Source organism: Bacteroides sp. AM16-13 (assembly GCF_003602705.1).
GTDB classification, from domain to species: domain Bacteria; phylum Bacteroidota; class Bacteroidia; order Bacteroidales; family Bacteroidaceae; genus Bacteroides; species Bacteroides xylanisolvens.
This window is the reverse complement of the sequence record NZ_QTLK01000017.1, coordinates 122155-138974: the sequence shown is the minus strand read 5'-3', so window position 1 is coordinate 138974 and position 16820 is coordinate 122155. Positions and strand designations below refer to the sequence as shown.

10 protein-coding genes and 1 pseudogene are annotated in these 16820 nt (G+C 40.6%); 6 read left to right on the top strand and 5 right to left on the bottom strand.

From position 1 onward, the window contains the following. Positions 1–73 precede the first annotated feature (73 nt). The 4 genes from DW173_RS15160 to DW173_RS15145 all read left to right on the top strand — a co-directional run bounded on the left by DW173_RS15160 (position 74) and on the right by DW173_RS15145 (position 7446). A complete protein-coding gene (locus DW173_RS15160; protein WP_120144694.1) occupies positions 74–598 on the top strand; it encodes an NUDIX hydrolase in 525 nt (174 codons plus the stop codon). A gap of 754 nt (positions 599–1352) precedes the next feature. Further along, entirely contained in the window at positions 1353–2663 is a 1311-nt protein-coding gene (locus tag DW173_RS15155) for an ATP-binding protein (protein ID WP_008646462.1), read from the top strand. 23 nt (positions 2664–2686) lie between these two features. Beyond that, positions 2687–5704 (top strand): tetratricopeptide repeat protein, encoded by a 3018-nt coding sequence (locus DW173_RS15150; RefSeq protein WP_120144689.1) that lies wholly within the window; start codon positions 2687–2689, stop codon positions 5702–5704. Between the two features lie 20 nt (positions 5705–5724). Continuing rightward, on the top strand, positions 5725–7446 hold the full coding sequence (locus DW173_RS15145; protein ID WP_120144688.1) for a TonB-dependent receptor: 1722 nt from the start codon (positions 5725–5727) through the stop codon (positions 7444–7446). A 101-nt stretch (positions 7447–7547) separates the two neighbouring features. Here the strand turns inward: DW173_RS15145 and DW173_RS15140 are convergent, their stop codons facing one another. Then, on the bottom strand, positions 7548–8471 hold the full coding sequence (locus tag DW173_RS15140; RefSeq protein ID WP_120144687.1) for an Rpn family recombination-promoting nuclease/putative transposase: 924 nt from the start codon (positions 8469–8471) through the stop codon (positions 7548–7550). Between the two features lie 58 nt (positions 8472–8529). Continuing rightward, complete coding sequence (locus DW173_RS15135; protein WP_008023230.1) at positions 8530–9135, bottom strand: DsbA family protein; 606 nt, start codon at positions 9133–9135, stop codon at positions 8530–8532. Between the two features lie 339 nt (positions 9136–9474). Between DW173_RS15135 and topA the strand changes: the two genes are divergently transcribed. Then, positions 9475–11820 (top strand): type I DNA topoisomerase, encoded by a 2346-nt coding sequence (gene topA / locus DW173_RS15130; RefSeq protein ID WP_055234336.1) that lies wholly within the window; start codon positions 9475–9477, stop codon positions 11818–11820. A 79-nt stretch (positions 11821–11899) separates the two neighbouring features. Then, complete coding sequence (locus DW173_RS15125) at positions 11900–13909, top strand: LruC domain-containing protein (protein ID WP_049701321.1); 2010 nt, start codon at positions 11900–11902, stop codon at positions 13907–13909. Between the two features lie 202 nt (positions 13910–14111). Here DW173_RS15125 and DW173_RS24415 read toward each other — a convergent pair. The 3 genes and pseudogenes from DW173_RS24415 to DW173_RS15110 form a co-directional block, all read right to left on the bottom strand. Beyond that, positions 14112–14378: pseudogene (locus tag DW173_RS24415) on the bottom strand (low temperature requirement protein A); the annotation flags it as partial. Positions 14379–14446: 68 nt separating this feature from the next. Continuing rightward, positions 14447–16264 carry an arginine--tRNA ligase gene (gene argS, locus DW173_RS15115; RefSeq protein ID WP_074910553.1) on the bottom strand — a complete coding sequence of 606 codons (1818 nt, stop codon included), beginning with the start codon at positions 16262–16264 and terminating at the stop codon, positions 14447–14449. 83 nt (positions 16265–16347) lie between these two features. Next, a complete protein-coding gene (locus DW173_RS15110) occupies positions 16348–16620 on the bottom strand; it encodes an HU family DNA-binding protein (RefSeq protein WP_004296482.1) in 273 nt (90 codons plus the stop codon). Positions 16621–16820 lie beyond the last annotated feature (200 nt).

Here is a 16820-nt window from a genome sequence, read left to right as displayed (position 1 = left end):
ACAGTTCTTAATGGGGAATGCGGCGGTAACGCCGCAAACCTACATAACAAAAACCTGGAAAAGATATACGATCATGGAACATCCTCTTGCCCAATTCTTATATTGCCCTGAATGTGGTTCCTCTCATTTTGAGATCAACAACGAGAAATCTAAAAAATGTGCAGATTGCGGCTTTGTCTATTATTTCAATCCTTCTGCCGCCACAGTAGCACTCATCTTGAATGAGAAAAATGAACTGCTTGTCTGCAAACGTGCCAAAGAGCCAGCCAAAGGGACTCTCGATCTTCCCGGCGGATTCATCGATATGAATGAAACAGGCGAAGAAGGTGTTGCCCGCGAAGTACTGGAAGAAACAGGGCTGAAAGTTAAAAAAGCCGTTTACCAGTTCACACTTCCCAATATTTATGTTTATTCAGGTTTCCCTGTACATACTCTCGATATGTTTTTCCTCTGCACTGTAGAAGACATGAGCCATTTCTCCGCCATGGATGATGTAGCAGATTCTTTCTTCCTACCTCTCTCCGAGATTCATCCGGAAGATTTTGGGTTGGATTCTATCCGTCGCGGACTTAGCTTGTTTCTAGCTCAATGCCGCTAAGATAATCTCATCAGCCTGATAGATTGAGAGTATTTCATCTATAGTTATGTCCCATTTTTAAGATATTCCTCCAAAACATCAGATAAAAAAATAATGATCTGGAGAATAAAATGCATAAAAACATGCAACTGTATGCAAAATCACAGGCTAATACCGTATAAATTCAAGTCGAATATGCATCTTTTTCTATCAAGAAAAGATTCGTTGGTTTAAAACCAAGGAGTTCTTCCCCACCGAGGAACGCTTCCTTTCTCACCGACGAAGCAGCTTTTGCTCGGTGAGGAAGACAAATAAGGGAAAATTAAGACCGTTTTTCTTCTATTTCATCACAAATATCGAAAAGGCAACAAACAACAAAATGCCAGTTTCTAACCACATTTCAGTTTACACAACAAGTGAAAAAGAAGAAAAGCATTACAATTTAATCGACAAACATCTCATATAACAAAAAGAAAGAATTTCGCACCTACAAATCTCTGCGTTTTTTTATATTTCTCAATCCTCCCAGTAATTACGCCTTTTATTCTCGTTTAAATATTCCTTTTCTTAAGATGGGCCATTTTTCAGTAGCCAATTGATGTATTTGTAAAATAGAAGTTCATCTCAACCAAATAGATCAAAGTAATTTATCACATAATCTTAAACAATCATATTATATTACTATAAATGAACAAAATACAACATATTGTGTTATCTTTGTAACCACCATTAATTTAATGGCCATTAAATTAACTGCCATTAAGATAGCAATAATATGAAGTTCTACGACCGAAAGAAAGAAATGGCGATACTGTATGCAGCTAAAAAGCAATCACAAACGAGCGCTTGCTTTACTGTAATGACCGGACGCCGACGAATCGGAAAAACAGCTCTACTCTTAGAGTCTGTCAAAGACACCCGATTCGTATATATATTTGTAGCAAGAAAGAGTGAAGTCCTGCTTTGCGCACAATATCAACCTGTCATTCAGGAAACGCTTGGCATTCGTATCTATGGAGAAATCAGAGAGTTCGCACAGCTCTTTGAACTGCTGATGCAACATTCCCAAAAGGAAAATTTCACATTAATCATTGACGAATTTCAAGAATTTCTCTATGTCAATCCGTCTATCGTCAGTGACATACAACGTATTTGGGACCAATATCACGCGACTTCCAAAATCAATTTCATTGTATGCGGTTCCGTTTATTCAATGATGAAAAGAATATTCGAAGACCGCAAGGAGCCACTATACGGACGCCTTACCGCCCGAATTTCTCTGCATCCATTCACCACCACCGTTATCAAAGAGATTCTAGCAGACCATGCCCCCCAATTCACATCGGAAGATTTGCTTTGCTTGTATTTGCTGACAGGTGGAGTAGCCAAATACATCACCCTATTGATGGAAGCGAAAGCATTTAATAAAACAGCCATGATAGATTATGCGCTTTCCGAAGGCTCACCATTTCTGACAGAAGGCAAAGACATGTTGATTTCCGAGTTCGGGAAAGACTATGCCAATTATTTTTCTATCCTATCTCTCATTGCAGAAGGAAAAACAACACAACGAGAGATTGATTCCATCATCAATAAAAACACCGGTTCCTATTTAGCCAACCTTGAGGATGAATATTCATTAATCAAAAAAGTGAAACCGATGTTCGCTAAACCTAATAGTCGTGCTACCCGTTATTGCCTGCAAGACAATTTTCTACGATTCTGGTTTCGCTTTATTTTCCCAAACAACGCAGTACTGGAAATGGGGAAAAACCATTTACTGATAGAATATGTAGAAAAGAACTATGAACAATACAGCGGCCTATTGTTAGAAAAATATTTCCGTGAACTTATCGCTGAAGAAGAGGAAGTTACCGACGTAGGTAACTATTGGGACAAAAACGGAGAAAATGAAATAGACCTGATCGCCCTCAACCGGTTTAACAAAACAGCACTTATCGGAGAAGTAAAAAGAAATCCGAGAAAAATAAGTATCCCGGCATTGGAAAAGAAAGGAGAAACTTTACATAAAGAATTAAATGATTATAAAATAACTTTCAAAGGATTCTCATTGAAAGATATGTAGTACTTTTGCATAAACACCCGATTATGAAAAAAGAAATTACTAGACTCATTTGTGCCGCCATCTGCTGCACGCCCATTATAGGATTTGCCCAGACAGGTGATAAGTTCACTTCGACTGACAACCTTTATAAAGAAGGGAAAGAACTTTTCCAGGAAAGAAATTATGCAGCTGCTCTGCCGGCATTGAAAGCATTTGTAAAACAAAAGCCTGCAGCCAGCCTTCTTCAGAACGCAGAGTATATGCTAGTCAGTTCGGCTTACGAACTGAAAGACAAAAACCGCATCGAACTCCTCCGCAAATATCTCGACCGTTATCCTGATACTCCATACGCTAACCGCATTTATGCGCTGTTAGCCTCCTGCTATTTCTACGAAGGAAAATATGATGAAGCACTGGCACTCTTCAACTCTGCCGACCTCGATTTGTTAGGTAATGAAGAACGGGACGACTGCACCTACCAACTGGCTACCTGTTATCTGAAAACCGATAATCTAAGAGAAGCAGCCATCTGGTTTGAAACTTTGCGTGCCAACAGCCCCAAATACGCCAAAGATTGTGATTACTATCTTTCCTACATCCGCTATACACAAAAACGTTATACTGAAGCGTTGAAAGGCTTCCTCCCCTTACAGGACGACTCAAAATACAAAACCCTCGTCCCCTATTACATAGCCGAAATTTATGTGCAGCTCAAAAACTACGATAAAGCACAGATTGTAGCTCAAAACTATCTGTCAGCCTATCCGAATAATGAATACGCAGCAGAAATGTACCGTATTCTGGGAGATGTCTATTACCATTTCGGACAATATCACCAAGCCGTAGAAGCATTCAACAATTACTTGAATAAGGATCGCTCAGCTCCCCGGCGGGATGCCCTTTATATGCTAGGACTCTCCTACTACCAAACAAAAGTATACTCCAAAGCAGCCGAAACATTAGGTAAGGTAACAACTGACAACGATGCCCTTACCCAAAATGCATATCTCCACATGGGACTCTCTTATCTGCAACTGGCAGAGAAAAACAAAGCACGCATGGCTTTTGAACAGGCAGCCGCCTCCAATGCTAATATGCAAATCAAGGAACAGGCAGCTTACAATTACGCTCTTTGCCTGCACGAGACTTCTTTCTCCGCTTTCGGTGAATCAGTTACTGCCTTTGAGAAATTCCTGAATGAATTTCCGACTTCTCCATACGCTGAAAAAGTCAGCAGCTACCTAGTAGAAGTTTACATGAATACACGTAGCTACGATGCAGCTTTGAAATCAATCGACCGGATTGCCAAACCAAGCGCACAAATATTGGAAGCCAAACAGAAGATACTGTTCCAATTAGGAACTCAATCTTTCGCTAACGCCGACTTCGAACAAGCTCTGAAATATCTGAACCAATCCATTGCCATCGGACAATACAATCGTCAGACCAAGGCAGACGCTTACTATTGGTGCGGAGAATCCTATTACCGTCTAAACCGAATGGTAGAAGCCGCGCGTGATTTTAATGCTTATCTGCAACTCACCACCCAACCCAATAACGAAATGTATGCGCTTGCCAATTATAACTTAGGATATATCGCTTTCCACCGGAAAGACTATACGCAAGCAAGCAATTACTTCCAAAAATACATTCAACTGGAGAAAGGTGAAAATGCAACCGCACTTGCCGATGCATACAATCGTATTGGTGACTGCCACCTGCATGTACGTAACTTCGAAGAAGCCAAACAGTATTATTCGCAAGCCGAACAGATGAATACTTCTTCCGGAGACTATTCTTTCTATCAACTGGCTCTTGTATCCGGTCTGCAGAAAGACTATACCGGTAAGATTACCTTGCTGAACCGTCTGGTAGGAAAGTACCCTGCTTCTCCTTATGCCGTAAACGCTATTTACGAGAAAGGGCGTTCCTATGTTTTGATGGACAACAACAATCAAGCCATTACTTCTTTCAAAGAATTGCTTGCTAAATATCCTGAAAGTCCGGTCAGCAGGAAAGCTGCCGCCGAAATCGGATTATTATATTACCAAAAAGGAGATTACAACCAAGCAATCGAAGCCTACAAACAGGTTATCGAAAAATATCCGGGCAGTGAAGAAGCCCGCCTTGCCATGCGTGATTTGAAATCTATTTATGTGGATCTCAACCGCATCGACGAATTTGCTGCTTTAGCAAATGCCATGCCAGGACACATCCGTTTCGATGCTAACGAACAAGACTCGCTTACGTATGCCGCCGCAGAAAAGATTTATGCACGAGGCAGAATGGAAGAAGCCAAAACAAGCCTCAACAAATACCTGCAAACTTTCCCGGAAGGAGCCTTCAGCCTGAACGCACATTATTATCTCTGCCTGATCGGAAACGAGCAGAAAAATTATGATATGATTCTTCTCCATTCCGGTAAGTTGTTGGAATATCCAAACAATCCGTTTGCAGAAGAAGCATTGATCTTGCGTGCTGAAGTGCAATTCAACCAGCAAAATATGGCTGAAGCATTAGCTAGCTACAAAATGCTGAAAGAAAAAGCAACCAACGTAGAGCGCCGCCAACTTGCTGAAACGGGTATTCTGCGTTGCGCCTTCCTATTGCGAGATGACATAGAAACCATCCATGCAGCTACCGGCCTGCTTGCAGAAGCCAAACTTAGTCCGGAGCTAAGAAATGAAGCTCTTTATTACCGTGCTAAAGCCTACACCAAGCAAAAGGCTGACAAGAAAGCAATGGAAGACTATCGTGAACTGGCCAAAGACACACGTAACTCTTACGGTGCCGAAGCTAAATATCAGGTTGCACAATCCCTCTACGACGCAAAAGAATATGCCGCTGCAGAGAAAGAGTTGCTCAACTATATAGAACAGAGTACGCCACATGCTTATTGGCTAGCGCGCAGTTTTATCCTTCTATCCGACGTTTATCATGCTACGGGTAAAGATCTGGACGCACGCCAATATCTGCTAAGTCTGCAACAGAATTATCAAGGGAATGACGATATTGAAAGCATGATTGAAAGCAGACTTAGTAAATTGAAAGTTGAGAATTGAGAATAAAAAAATAGAAAAATATGAAACGATCTCATTATATAATAGGAGGACTCGCATTGGCAATCTCAATGCCATCCTGCCTTCAAGCCCAAACCACCCAACCGAAGGATACAACAATGACCCGCACGGTCGTTGTGGAACAAGAATATAACCCGGACATTATGGACGCTTCGAAAGTAAACGTCCTGCCTAAAGTAGAAGAACCGACAGTGAGCAAGAAAGAAGTAGAGTATGCTACAACATTCTTTCCGGCCACTTCCGTTCCGGCAGGCCTGATGCGCCCCTATACCGGAAAAGAAGTTCAACCCGGCACTACCCCGGGATATGTACGTGCCGGATATGGTAATTATGGCAATTTGGATATTCTTGCCAATTATCTATTCCGTCTGTCGCAGAAAGACAAATTGAATGTACGTTTCCAAATGGATGGAATGGATGGTAAGTTAACTCTTCCCTTCACAGATGGAGAAAAATGGAATGCATTTTATTATCGCACACGCGCAAATGTAGATTACACACACCAATTTAATAAACTGGATTTAAATATTGCCGGAAACTTCGGATTGAGCAACTTCAACTTCCAACCGGAAAGCGTAAACAGCAAGCAGAAATTCACATCCGGTGACTTCCATGCGGGCATTCATTTCACTGATGAGACTGCACCACTGCGTTTCAACGCAGAAACAAATCTGTTGATGTATGAACGTCAGCATAACATGTTCAATGAATCTGAAGCCAATACAGGTATCAAGGAAACAATCATACGTACCAAAGGCGATGTCACGGGAGCTATCAGCGACCAACAATTAATAACTATCGCTTTGGAAATGAACAATCTTCTCTACAACGGATATACAAAGAATGTTTCCACCGGAGATGAATACTTCAAAAACTACACAACGCTTCTTTTAAATCCATATTATGAACTGAATAATGATGACTGGAAATTGCATATCGGAGCCAATGTAGATTTATCTTTCGGATTTGATAAGTCTTTCCGTATTTCACCCGATATCACTGCACAGTATATTTTTTCTGATAGCTACATTGTTTATGCAAAAGCAACCGGCGGTAAGCAATTGAATGATTTCCGTAGATTAGAAAGTATCTGTCCTTACGGTGAACTGCCGGAGGCAAATACCACTGCTACTTTGGGATACGTACAACGTCCTTATGATACTTACGAGCAAATCAACGGTAGTATCGGATTCAAAGCAAGCCCTTATCCGGGACTTTGGTTCAACGTGTTCGGTGGTTATCAGAATCTAAAGAACGACTTATCTTATTTAGGTTTTGACCCAAGTAATATTCATTCAGGTTCTTATCTTTCTTTTGCTCAAGACAATACAGACAATCTTTACCTTGGAGGTGAAATCAGTTACGATTACAAAGATATCCTTGGAATATCAGCTAAATATACTTACCGTAATTGGGACAGCAAAACAGAGGAATATCTGTTGGCTGTGAAACCGGTCAGTGAAATGTCTTTCAATGTACGTATTCATCCGATCTCTGCTCTTAACATAAATCTAGGTTATGATTACATCAACCGGAAAGAAGTGAAAGAGTATGCAAAAATGACTGCAGTGAATGATTTGCATATCGGAGCCAGCTATAATGTATTCAAAGGAGTATCTGTCTATGCGCAAGTACATAACCTGCTGAACAAGAAATATCAATATTATTTAGGTTATCCTACGGAAGGATTCAATTTCTTAGGAGGATTGAGTTTCCGATTCTAAATTAATGAAAGGGGCGTTTCCATTTCCGGATAACGCCCCTTCTCAAAAACTTAAACTTCAATTATTTTGTTGTCTTCACTACAAATCCGTCACCAATAGATTTACAAACCTTGTATTTCTTCTGCCGACAGACCTGTTATCTGTGAAATAGTATTAATAGGAATATTCAAAGCCTTCATATTACGTGCTGTTTCTCTTTTTTCTTCCGCACGACCTTCCGCACGACCTTCTGCGCGACCTTCCGCACGGCCTTCTGCACGGCCTTCTGCACGTTCTGTCAATATATTATCTTTCAATATTACAATATTATCCAAATGACGATAATATGCTTCAAGTTCAGTTTTCGTCATTTTATCGAGTTTCAATCGTTCACGAGCCTCCGTCAAACCGGGAGCAGTAGCACTATCTGGTATATCACCTGTATTCAGATAACAAATCCATTCTTCCAACGGACTCTTGGCAACCTGATTAAAGTCATTCACCTTTAATATATAATATTCAGGATAAAGCTGACTGACAGCATCGACCTTAAACGTCTGTTTTTGGAACGGAGTCAACTCCAGCACATCATTCTGATGAATCCCTCTAAACTCCGTTTTACCATGATATACTATATCCTTTCCATTGCCTAATGAAAAATAGACAATATTGACGCTATACACTTTACGTACTTTATCATAACCTTCTCCACGATTGATGTACTCGGTCACCAATTTAGAAGTACCAAACAACATACGTTGGAAATAAGCATACTCATTGTTATTCTGAACTTCAATCAGAATAAGTTCTCCTTTAGAGTTCTCCGCAAGCATATCAACACGATTATACTTATCAAACTCATCTTCTTGATTTCCTTCACTTTCCAATAATTTCTGAATGACAATCTTTTCATTGAGAAGAGTAGTCAGAAAGCCTTCAAGAACTGCAAAATTGGCTTTATTACGCAATAAGCGTTTCATAGCCCAATCGAAACGAATATAATTACTAGCCATAGGTTCGTCTCCTTTCCCATTTTCTTTTTTCATGCAAACAAAGGTAAGCAGAAAATGTTTAATATCAAGTATATATATCCGATAAAATGACTCATCCTACCTTTATATAGACTACCGATCGTCCCGCTCCATACTTTTTTAAAATCCCTTTTTCAATAAATGCATTAATATCCTGCAATGCCTGTGTTTTTGTCTTTCCAACAAGTAAGGCATAATCCTGCCGATTAATACATGGATTCTTTTCCAAGAATTTATTTAATCGCTGCAAGCACTTTTCTTCTGCTAATGGATTCTTCACACGAAAAGGCGAATGATAACGTTGTAATACCAATTCAGTCTCAATATCCTTCTTAAACTGACGGTTGATTCTCAAATTAATATCTTTAAGAGATACTGACGGTGAACGCAAGTCTTTTGAATCAGTCACTTCTTTGTTCACATTCAAAGAAAGAGTAAAATAACCAATATCACCCAATTCAACGGAAAATCCCTTCAAAAGCAAATGTCTTAGTTCTTTCGAGATAGCTTCTATGACACCTACCACTTGCGCATGAGGCATATGCTGAAATGCAGTCACTTGTTCTACAAATTCTTCGGCTGTATAACTGCCCTTCAGTACGACACGTGCATGCAAAGGTTGTTCTTCCCCACTTTTTGTGAGATCGGGAGTCTCATAAAGATCATAATTTACACTCATTATTTATTAGTATTTCATTAGGAAAGATTAAACTCCACTTCCCTATATATTAATTATTTATCATGCTATTGAATTTTCGTTCGACTTAAGTCAAGCGATAGTTTTAGTTAAGTCAAGCGATAGTTCAACTTAAGTCAAACGAAAACCAACTTACTAATGAGACAAATGTACGTAGAATATAGAGAAACTAACCTATACCAATTGATATTTTATTTCCTGCAATAAAATGTAAATCTTAAGATTTTATTAAATTCTCCTTATAATATAAGGTAGGGAGAATCTTTTTTTTTACTTTTGTCCCCGAATATTGTGGTACAAGCCATTATAAAAGAAAGAATTATGCAGAAAAACCTTGTCATTGTCGAGTCTCCGGCAAAAGCAAAAACGATTGAAAAGTTTCTGGGGAAAGATTTCAAAGTCCTTTCTAGTTACGGACACATACGCGATCTGAAGAAGAAAGATTTCAGTATCGACGTAAATAATGATTTTAAACCCAGCTACGAAATCCCGGCAGACAAAAAGGCGCTGGTTAGCACACTAAAGACAGAAGCTAAAGAGGCAGAAACCGTATGGCTCGCATCCGATGAGGACCGCGAGGGAGAGGCGATTGCCTGGCATCTGTATGAGGTCTTAAAACTAAAACCTGAAAACACAAAACGAATCGTATTTCATGAAATTACGAAGAGCGCTATCTTAAAAGCTATTGAACAACCACGCGACATTGACCTCAACCTCGTAAATGCACAGCAAGCACGACGGATTCTGGACCGTATCGTAGGTTTCGAACTCTCTCCCGTACTTTGGAGAAAAGTGAAACCGGCACTCTCTGCCGGACGTGTTCAGTCTGTTGCCGTCCGCCTGATCGTTGAACGTGAACGTGAAATACATGCTTTCAAAACGGAAGCTGCTTATCGCGTCACTGCCGTATTCCTCGTCCCGGACGCGGATGGAAAGCTGGTGGAAATGAAAGCTGAACTGGCTCGCCGTATCAAAACAAAAAAAGAAGCAAAGGCTTTCCTCGACGCTTGTCAGGGAGCGAGCTTTGCAATCGATGATATTACCACCCGCCCAATCAAGAAAACGCCTCCTGCTCCGTTCACAACGTCTACTTTACAACAGGAAGCCGCACGCAAACTGGGATATACCGTAGCGCAGACCATGATGCTCGCGCAGCGTTTATACGAATCGGGATTCATCACTTACATGCGTACGGACTCTGTCAACCTTTCGGAATTTGCAACGGCAGGCAGTAAAGACGCTATCATCAAAATGATGGGCGACCGCTACGTACATCCCCGCCATTTCGAGACCAAGACCAAGGGTGCACAAGAAGCTCACGAGGCCATCCGCCCTACTTATATAGAAAACCAATCCGTTGAAGGAACAGCACAGGAGAAAAAACTGTATGACTTGATCTGGAAACGCACCATTGCTTCACAAATGGCAGATGCGGAACTGGAAAAGACGACTGCTACCATAACGATAAGTGGCAGCAGCGACGTATTTACAGCTATCGGTGAGGTGATTAAGTTCGACGGTTTCCTGCGCGTGTACCGTGAGTCTTATGATGACGACAACGAACAGGAAGATGAAAGCCACCTGCTTCCTCCTTTGAAGAAAGGCCAGAAGTTGGAACATGGACCTATCATCGCAACCGAACGTTTCACTCAACGCCCTCCACGCTATACGGAAGCAAGTCTTGTACGCAAGTTGGAAGAACTGGGCATCGGACGCCCGTCTACGTATGCGCCTACCATCTCTACCATCCAGCAACGTGAATATGTAGAGAAAGGCAATAAAGACGGTGAAGAACGTCAGTTTAATGTCATGACATTAAAGGATCATCAGATTAAAGACGAAAATCATACTGAAATTACCGGCGCAGAAAAAGCTAAATTACTACCAACGGATATTGGCACTGTGGTAAATGATTTCCTTACCGAATATTTCCCGGACATTCTGGATTTCAACTTTACCGCCAGCGTAGAAAAGGAATTTGACGAAATTGCAGAAGGAGAAGTAAAGTGGACTTCTATCATGAAGAATTTCTATGATAAGTTCCACCCGTCTGTAGAAAGCACGTTGGCTATCAAGACGGAACATAAAGTAGGCGAACGCATCCTGGGAGAAGACCCGGAGACAGGAAAACCCATTTCCGTTAAGATTGGCCGTTTCGGTCCTGTTGTACAGATTGGTACTGTAGAAGATGAAGAAAAACCACGCTTTGCACAAATGAAGAAGGGCCAGTCCATGGAAACCATTACATTGGAAGAAGCACTGGAATTATTCAAATTACCTCGTACATTGGGCGAATATGAAGGAAAGACAGTCAGTGTCGGTGTAGGCCGTTTCGGTCCGTATATCCTGCATAATAAGGTATATGTATCGCTCCCTAAAGGACTCGACCCGATGGAAGTTACTTTAGAAGAGGCGGAACAACTCATTTTAGACAAACGCCAGAAAGAAGTGGAACGCCACATCAAGAAGTTTGAAGAGGAACCGGAACTCGAGATTCTGAACGGACGCTATGGACCTTATATTACCTATAAAGGTTCCAATTATAAAATCCCCAAAGATATTGTCCCACAGGATTTAACGCTGAAAAGTTGTCTCGACTTAATCAAGCTTCAAGACGAAAAAGGAGCGAATCCAGCACCAAAAAAGAAGTTTTCGAAAAAGAAGTAAGAAAATAAAATAAGAATGATGGCAGATATATAAATCTTTTTATATATTTGCCATTTATTTTACTTATTTTCAAAAACTTATGAGACAAACAATATTTGTAAAAACATTAATGGGTCTATTTTGTGCCCCATTAATATGTGGTTGTGTAGACGACCAGCGTGATTTATTTCAAGAGCCGGAAAAACTTCCCAAAGAAAGCTTTTTTGATTTCAACATGAACCAGAATCTGGCTATAGACATTGACTATGGCTTCAAGGAAGATTACGTGGTTCTTTTTGAAATTTATGATCAAGACCCGATTGAAGTAAATGATAAAGATGGTAGCTGGAAGAAAAAAGACATAGAACCTTTCTACCGTGCCGCCACCAGCAAAAAGGGAACGTTCAATGAAGATGGAATAACTATACGGGCAGATATTTCAGAAGTATGGTTATCATCCGACTATTTAGGTGCTGCATCGCCTGTAAAACTCACAATTGGCGAAGACCATCGTATTTCTTTCAACCAAAATGAGTATATTCAATCTCTACTCGCAAAAGCATCAACACCCGTCAGCAGAGGAGTGACAACCAATCAGCATAAATATCAGGATGACTGGATGCTTCTACCCAATGTAGACTGGAACGACAACGGACGTCCCAATAACTTATCTGCAGAAAAAAACATTCCGCCTGCCAGCGTACTTTATAATATAAAAAACGTTTTTAGAAAAACGGACGGGAAAAGCATTCGTGACAACTATCCCGAATTCTTTAACGGAAAAATGATATCAGACATCCCTATCACTAAAGAAACCGAAGTAAGTCTTGTATTTGTCAATAGTACTGCCGCTTGGTACAACACTGTGGGATATTACACCTATCCTACTGGCGAAACACCAACTCTGGAAAATATCCAAAAGGTACTGGCATTTCCAAATGCTTCTCCTGTTTATAAAACAGCCGGAGTGGGTGCTTTAGTTTGTGGCGATGAAGTTAAATTGAAATACTGGAACGAAAAAGAAGGTAAATTTGAAGAAAAATTTCCTGCTGGGATCACTATTGGTTGGTGTCTGCAAGGCATGGGATTCAGAAGCAAGCCTTTAGATGAATACGTTCAAGGTGACCTTGTTCAAGGCATGGGAACCCGATACTCTACTACCATTTTGAACAAAGCGGGAAGTGATGGCATAAAGAGACAAAGAACCGTATCACTGCGAGATACAGAATCCAATCAAATTGTAGCAATAGGATTTGAAGATAATATAGACTTAGATTATTGCGATGCCATTTTCTATATCCATACTTCCGAAAAAAATGCGATTGATGAAGAAGTAGTTCCTCCTTTGCCCGAAGATCCTGAAGTTCCAACTGATGAAGACAACTACACTACTTACTCCGGAATATTGACATTCGAGGACTTATGGCCGGAACAGGGAGATTATGACATGAATGATGTCATGATACGATATAAGAGTAAAGTATATAAATCCATATTGACAAATCGGGTATACAAAATTGTTGATGAATTCACTCCGTTTCACCGAGGAGGTTATTTGATAAACGGCTTTGGCTATCAATTACATAACATCGCTAACAGCGATATTAGTGACGTTTCTATTGAAGGGCCTTCTTATGCCTCCAAATCTCAATATATGCCTGGGAAAACAGAGACCGGCCAATCTCATCCTACAATTTTATTATTTGATAACATGAGGATTTTTGACGGAAAAGAAGAAGCAGACAAAAAGTATACTGTAACAATTCAAGTGAATGATGTAAGCTCAAAAAACGTATTACCACCTTATAATCCGTTTATTTTCGTAGAGTCAGATAAAACCAGAGGTAGAGAAGTGCATTTGGTAAAATACCCCCCTACAGATAAAGCCAATCCATCACTATTAGGCACTGGCAAAGATGTTTCCAGACCTGACGAGGGATTATATTATGTTTCGATAGACTTAATGCCATTTGCTCTCAATATGCCAATTAGCGAATTCCCTATCCCTGAAGAAGGCGTAAGAATAGACGAATCATATCCGAAATTTGCAACATGGGTTAAATCTAATGGAGCACAAGCCAAAGACTGGTACAAATACCCTAAAAAATAACAGTCATCAACAATAATGAAAAGTCAGACTAGGGTTAAACTTAGTCTGACTTTTTCATTTGATCTTAAAACCTTTATCAGGAAATAACATATCAAACACAATCACAAATATAAAAACAGATGTCACCAGGATATTCATTGTCAATAAAGAAATGTGATAAGGCCAGGAAAGCAGTAAAGCTAAAGCAACCACAGCAATAATATGCGATAAAAAGAAGAATACGAATCGGCCTGGTATCCGGATTAAACCGGTTAGTCACCCAAATGGTGTGTTACCACAACATCCAGACAGCAAACCACAAGATGGTTTCTTTCAATAATCCTGCCCAAGTAAGATTATGGAGCAAATAATGTGAAAGCTGCGTGACCGAGAAAACATAGATCAGGTCAAACAGCAGTTCGGAATAAGAGACAGTAGCAGTTTCCGTTTCTCTCTTCCGAAGTAAGGGATGGGGGGGGGGGGGGGGAATAAAACATACGGGATTCCTTTTATATATAAAAGAAACCCCGCAGAAGTATATTTTGTTCAGAGAAAGTCTTACATTCTGGAAGGAACCTCAATACCCAGCAAGTTCATTCCCAAACGAACAACTTTGGCTACATTAGCAGACAGAGCGATACGGAATACTTTCACCGCCTCATTCTCTTCACGCAAAATGCTGAAGTCGTGATAGAATTGATTGTATTCTTTCACCAAATCATAGGTATAATTAGCGATAATAGACGGGCTATAATCTTCACCGGCTTGTTTTACAACAGCCGCAAAGTCAGCCACCATCTGAATCAAGCCTTCTTCTTTTTCGCTCAATTCAATGCCAGCCGGAATCTGTTCAGGAATGACAATACCCGATTCTGCCGCTTTCCGGAGCACCGACTGAATACGTGCATAAGTATATTGGATAAATGGCCCTGTATTACCATTGAAGTCGATAGATTCTTTCGGATTGAACGTCATGTTCTTACGGGCATCCACTTTCAGGATGAAATATTTCAAAGCTCCCAGACCAACGATACGGGCAATATCATCCGCTTCTTCCTGTGTCAAACCATCCAGTTTTCCGAGTTCTTGTGAAGTTTCTTTAGCAGTGGAAATCATTTCTTCCATCAAGTCGTCAGCGTCCACCACAGTACCTTCACGGGACTTCATCTTACCTTCCGGCAGTTCCACCATTCCGTAAGAGAAGTGAACCAGACTCTTACCCCATTCGAAACCAAGCTTATCAAGCAAAATAGAAAGTACCTGGAAGTGATAATTCTGTTCGTTACCCACTACATAAATCATCTTATCAATCGGATAATCAGCAAAACGAAGTTTAGCCGTACCTATATCCTGTGTCATATAGACAGAAGTACCGTCACCACGGAGGAGTAATTTGTGGTCCAGTCCTTCGGCAGTCAGGTCAGCCCATACGGAACCATCCTCTTTTTTGAAGAAAAAGCCTTTTTCCAGTCCTTCCATCACCTTCTCTTTTCCTTCGAGGTAGGTGTTGGATTCATAATATATCTTGTCGAAGCTGACACCCATCTTTTTATAGGTTTCGTCGAATCCGGCGTATACCCAGTTGTTCATCATTTCCCACAATCCGCGTACTTCGGGATCGCCAGCTTCCCACTTCACCAACATTTCACGGGCTTCCTGCATCAAAGGAGATGCTGCCTCGGCTTTCGCCTTAGCCTCATCGTCACTCATTCCCTGCGCTGTAAATCCAGCCATCAGTTCTGCCAGTTCCGCTTTATAATGTTTATCGAAAGAGACATAATAATCGCCTACCAGATGGTCGCCTTTCTTTCCGGAAGTCTCCGGAGTTTCGCCATTTCCATATTTCTTCCATGCCAGCATGGATTTACAGATATGGATACCACGGTCGTTTACGATATTAGTCTTTACCACCTTGTTGCCGTTGGCAGCTACAATGTTAGCCAATGCGTTACCTAAAAGGTTGTTACGCACGTGTCCCAAGTGAAGCGGTTTGTTTGTATTCGGAGAAGAATACTCGATCATTACCAACGGAGAAGTTTCGGTAGCTTTTACCAGACCATATTGCTCGTCAGCCTGAATCTCATTGAGCAGTTCAATCCAGGTAGCCGATGCGATAGTCAGGTTCAGGAAACCTTTTATCACATTAAAGGCAGCTACAGCCGGTTCATTGGCTTTCAGATATTCACCGATCTCCTGTGCCGTCTGTTCCGGTCCTTTTCTCGACATCTTCAGAAAAGGGAACACGACCAGTGTCAAATGTCCTTCAAATTCTTTCTTCGTTTTTTGCATCTGCACCATTTTTTCAGGGACTTCCTGACCGTAGAGTGCTTTCAGTCCGCTGATGACGGACGCTACAAGTTTATCTTCTATCTTCATAATCAAGTTATTTCTTGCGCGCAAAGATACAAAAAAAGGAGACGCATCGCGTCTCCTCTCCTAATTTCTTTCAACTATCTATCTTATTCAACAGCTGCAGATAATTCAGCACCAGCTTTAAATTTAGCTACTTTCTTAGCAGGAATAGTAATAGTTGCCTTTGTAGAAGGGTTAATACCAGTTCTTTCAGCTCTTTCGCTTACAGAGAAAGTACCAAAACCTACGAGAGATACTTTGTCACCAGCTTTCATAGCATTAGTAACTGAAGTGATGAAAGCATCAAGTGCTTTTTTTGCATCGGCTTTGCTCATTTGAGCTTCAGCAGCCATTGCACTAATAAGATCAGACTTATTCATAATACGTAAAATGATTAATTAATATATATGTTACACAAAAGATTATCCCACAATGGATTGATTCCACAAATATAGCCGAACAAAACAACATATCAAATAAAAACATAAAAAAAACGCAGCAAATTATTGAAAAAGAGCTAATAGGAAGCGTTTTTCATGCTTTAAAACAGAATTTATTCGTACTTTTGCGTCTATTATCT

Excerpts from the sequence above, each read along its gene's own strand:
- DW173_RS15135 (WP_008023230.1), bottom strand. The coding sequence starts at position 9,135 with ATGAGTGTAAATTATGATCTTTATGAGACTCCCGATCTCACAAAAAGT.
- DW173_RS15150 (WP_120144689.1), top strand. The coding sequence starts at position 2,687 with ATGAAAAAAGAAATTACTAGACTCATTTGTGCCGCCATCTGCTGCACG.
- topA (WP_055234336.1), top strand. The coding sequence starts at position 9,475 with ATGCAGAAAAACCTTGTCATTGTCGAGTCTCCGGCAAAAGCAAAAACG.
- argS (WP_074910553.1), bottom strand. The coding sequence starts at position 16,264 with ATGAAGATAGAAGATAAACTTGTAGCGTCCGTCATCAGCGGACTGAAA.
- DW173_RS15125 (WP_049701321.1), top strand. The coding sequence starts at position 11,900 with ATGAGACAAACAATATTTGTAAAAACATTAATGGGTCTATTTTGTGCC.
- DW173_RS15140 (WP_120144687.1), bottom strand. The coding sequence starts at position 8,471 with ATGAAAAAAGAAAATGGGAAAGGAGACGAACCTATGGCTAGTAATTAT.
- DW173_RS15110 (WP_004296482.1), bottom strand. The coding sequence starts at position 16,620 with ATGAATAAGTCTGATCTTATTAGTGCAATGGCTGCTGAAGCTCAAATG.
- DW173_RS15160 (WP_120144694.1), top strand. The coding sequence starts at position 74 with ATGGAACATCCTCTTGCCCAATTCTTATATTGCCCTGAATGTGGTTCC.
- DW173_RS15155 (WP_008646462.1), top strand. The coding sequence starts at position 1,353 with ATGAAGTTCTACGACCGAAAGAAAGAAATGGCGATACTGTATGCAGCT.
- DW173_RS15145 (WP_120144688.1), top strand. The coding sequence starts at position 5,725 with ATGAAACGATCTCATTATATAATAGGAGGACTCGCATTGGCAATCTCA.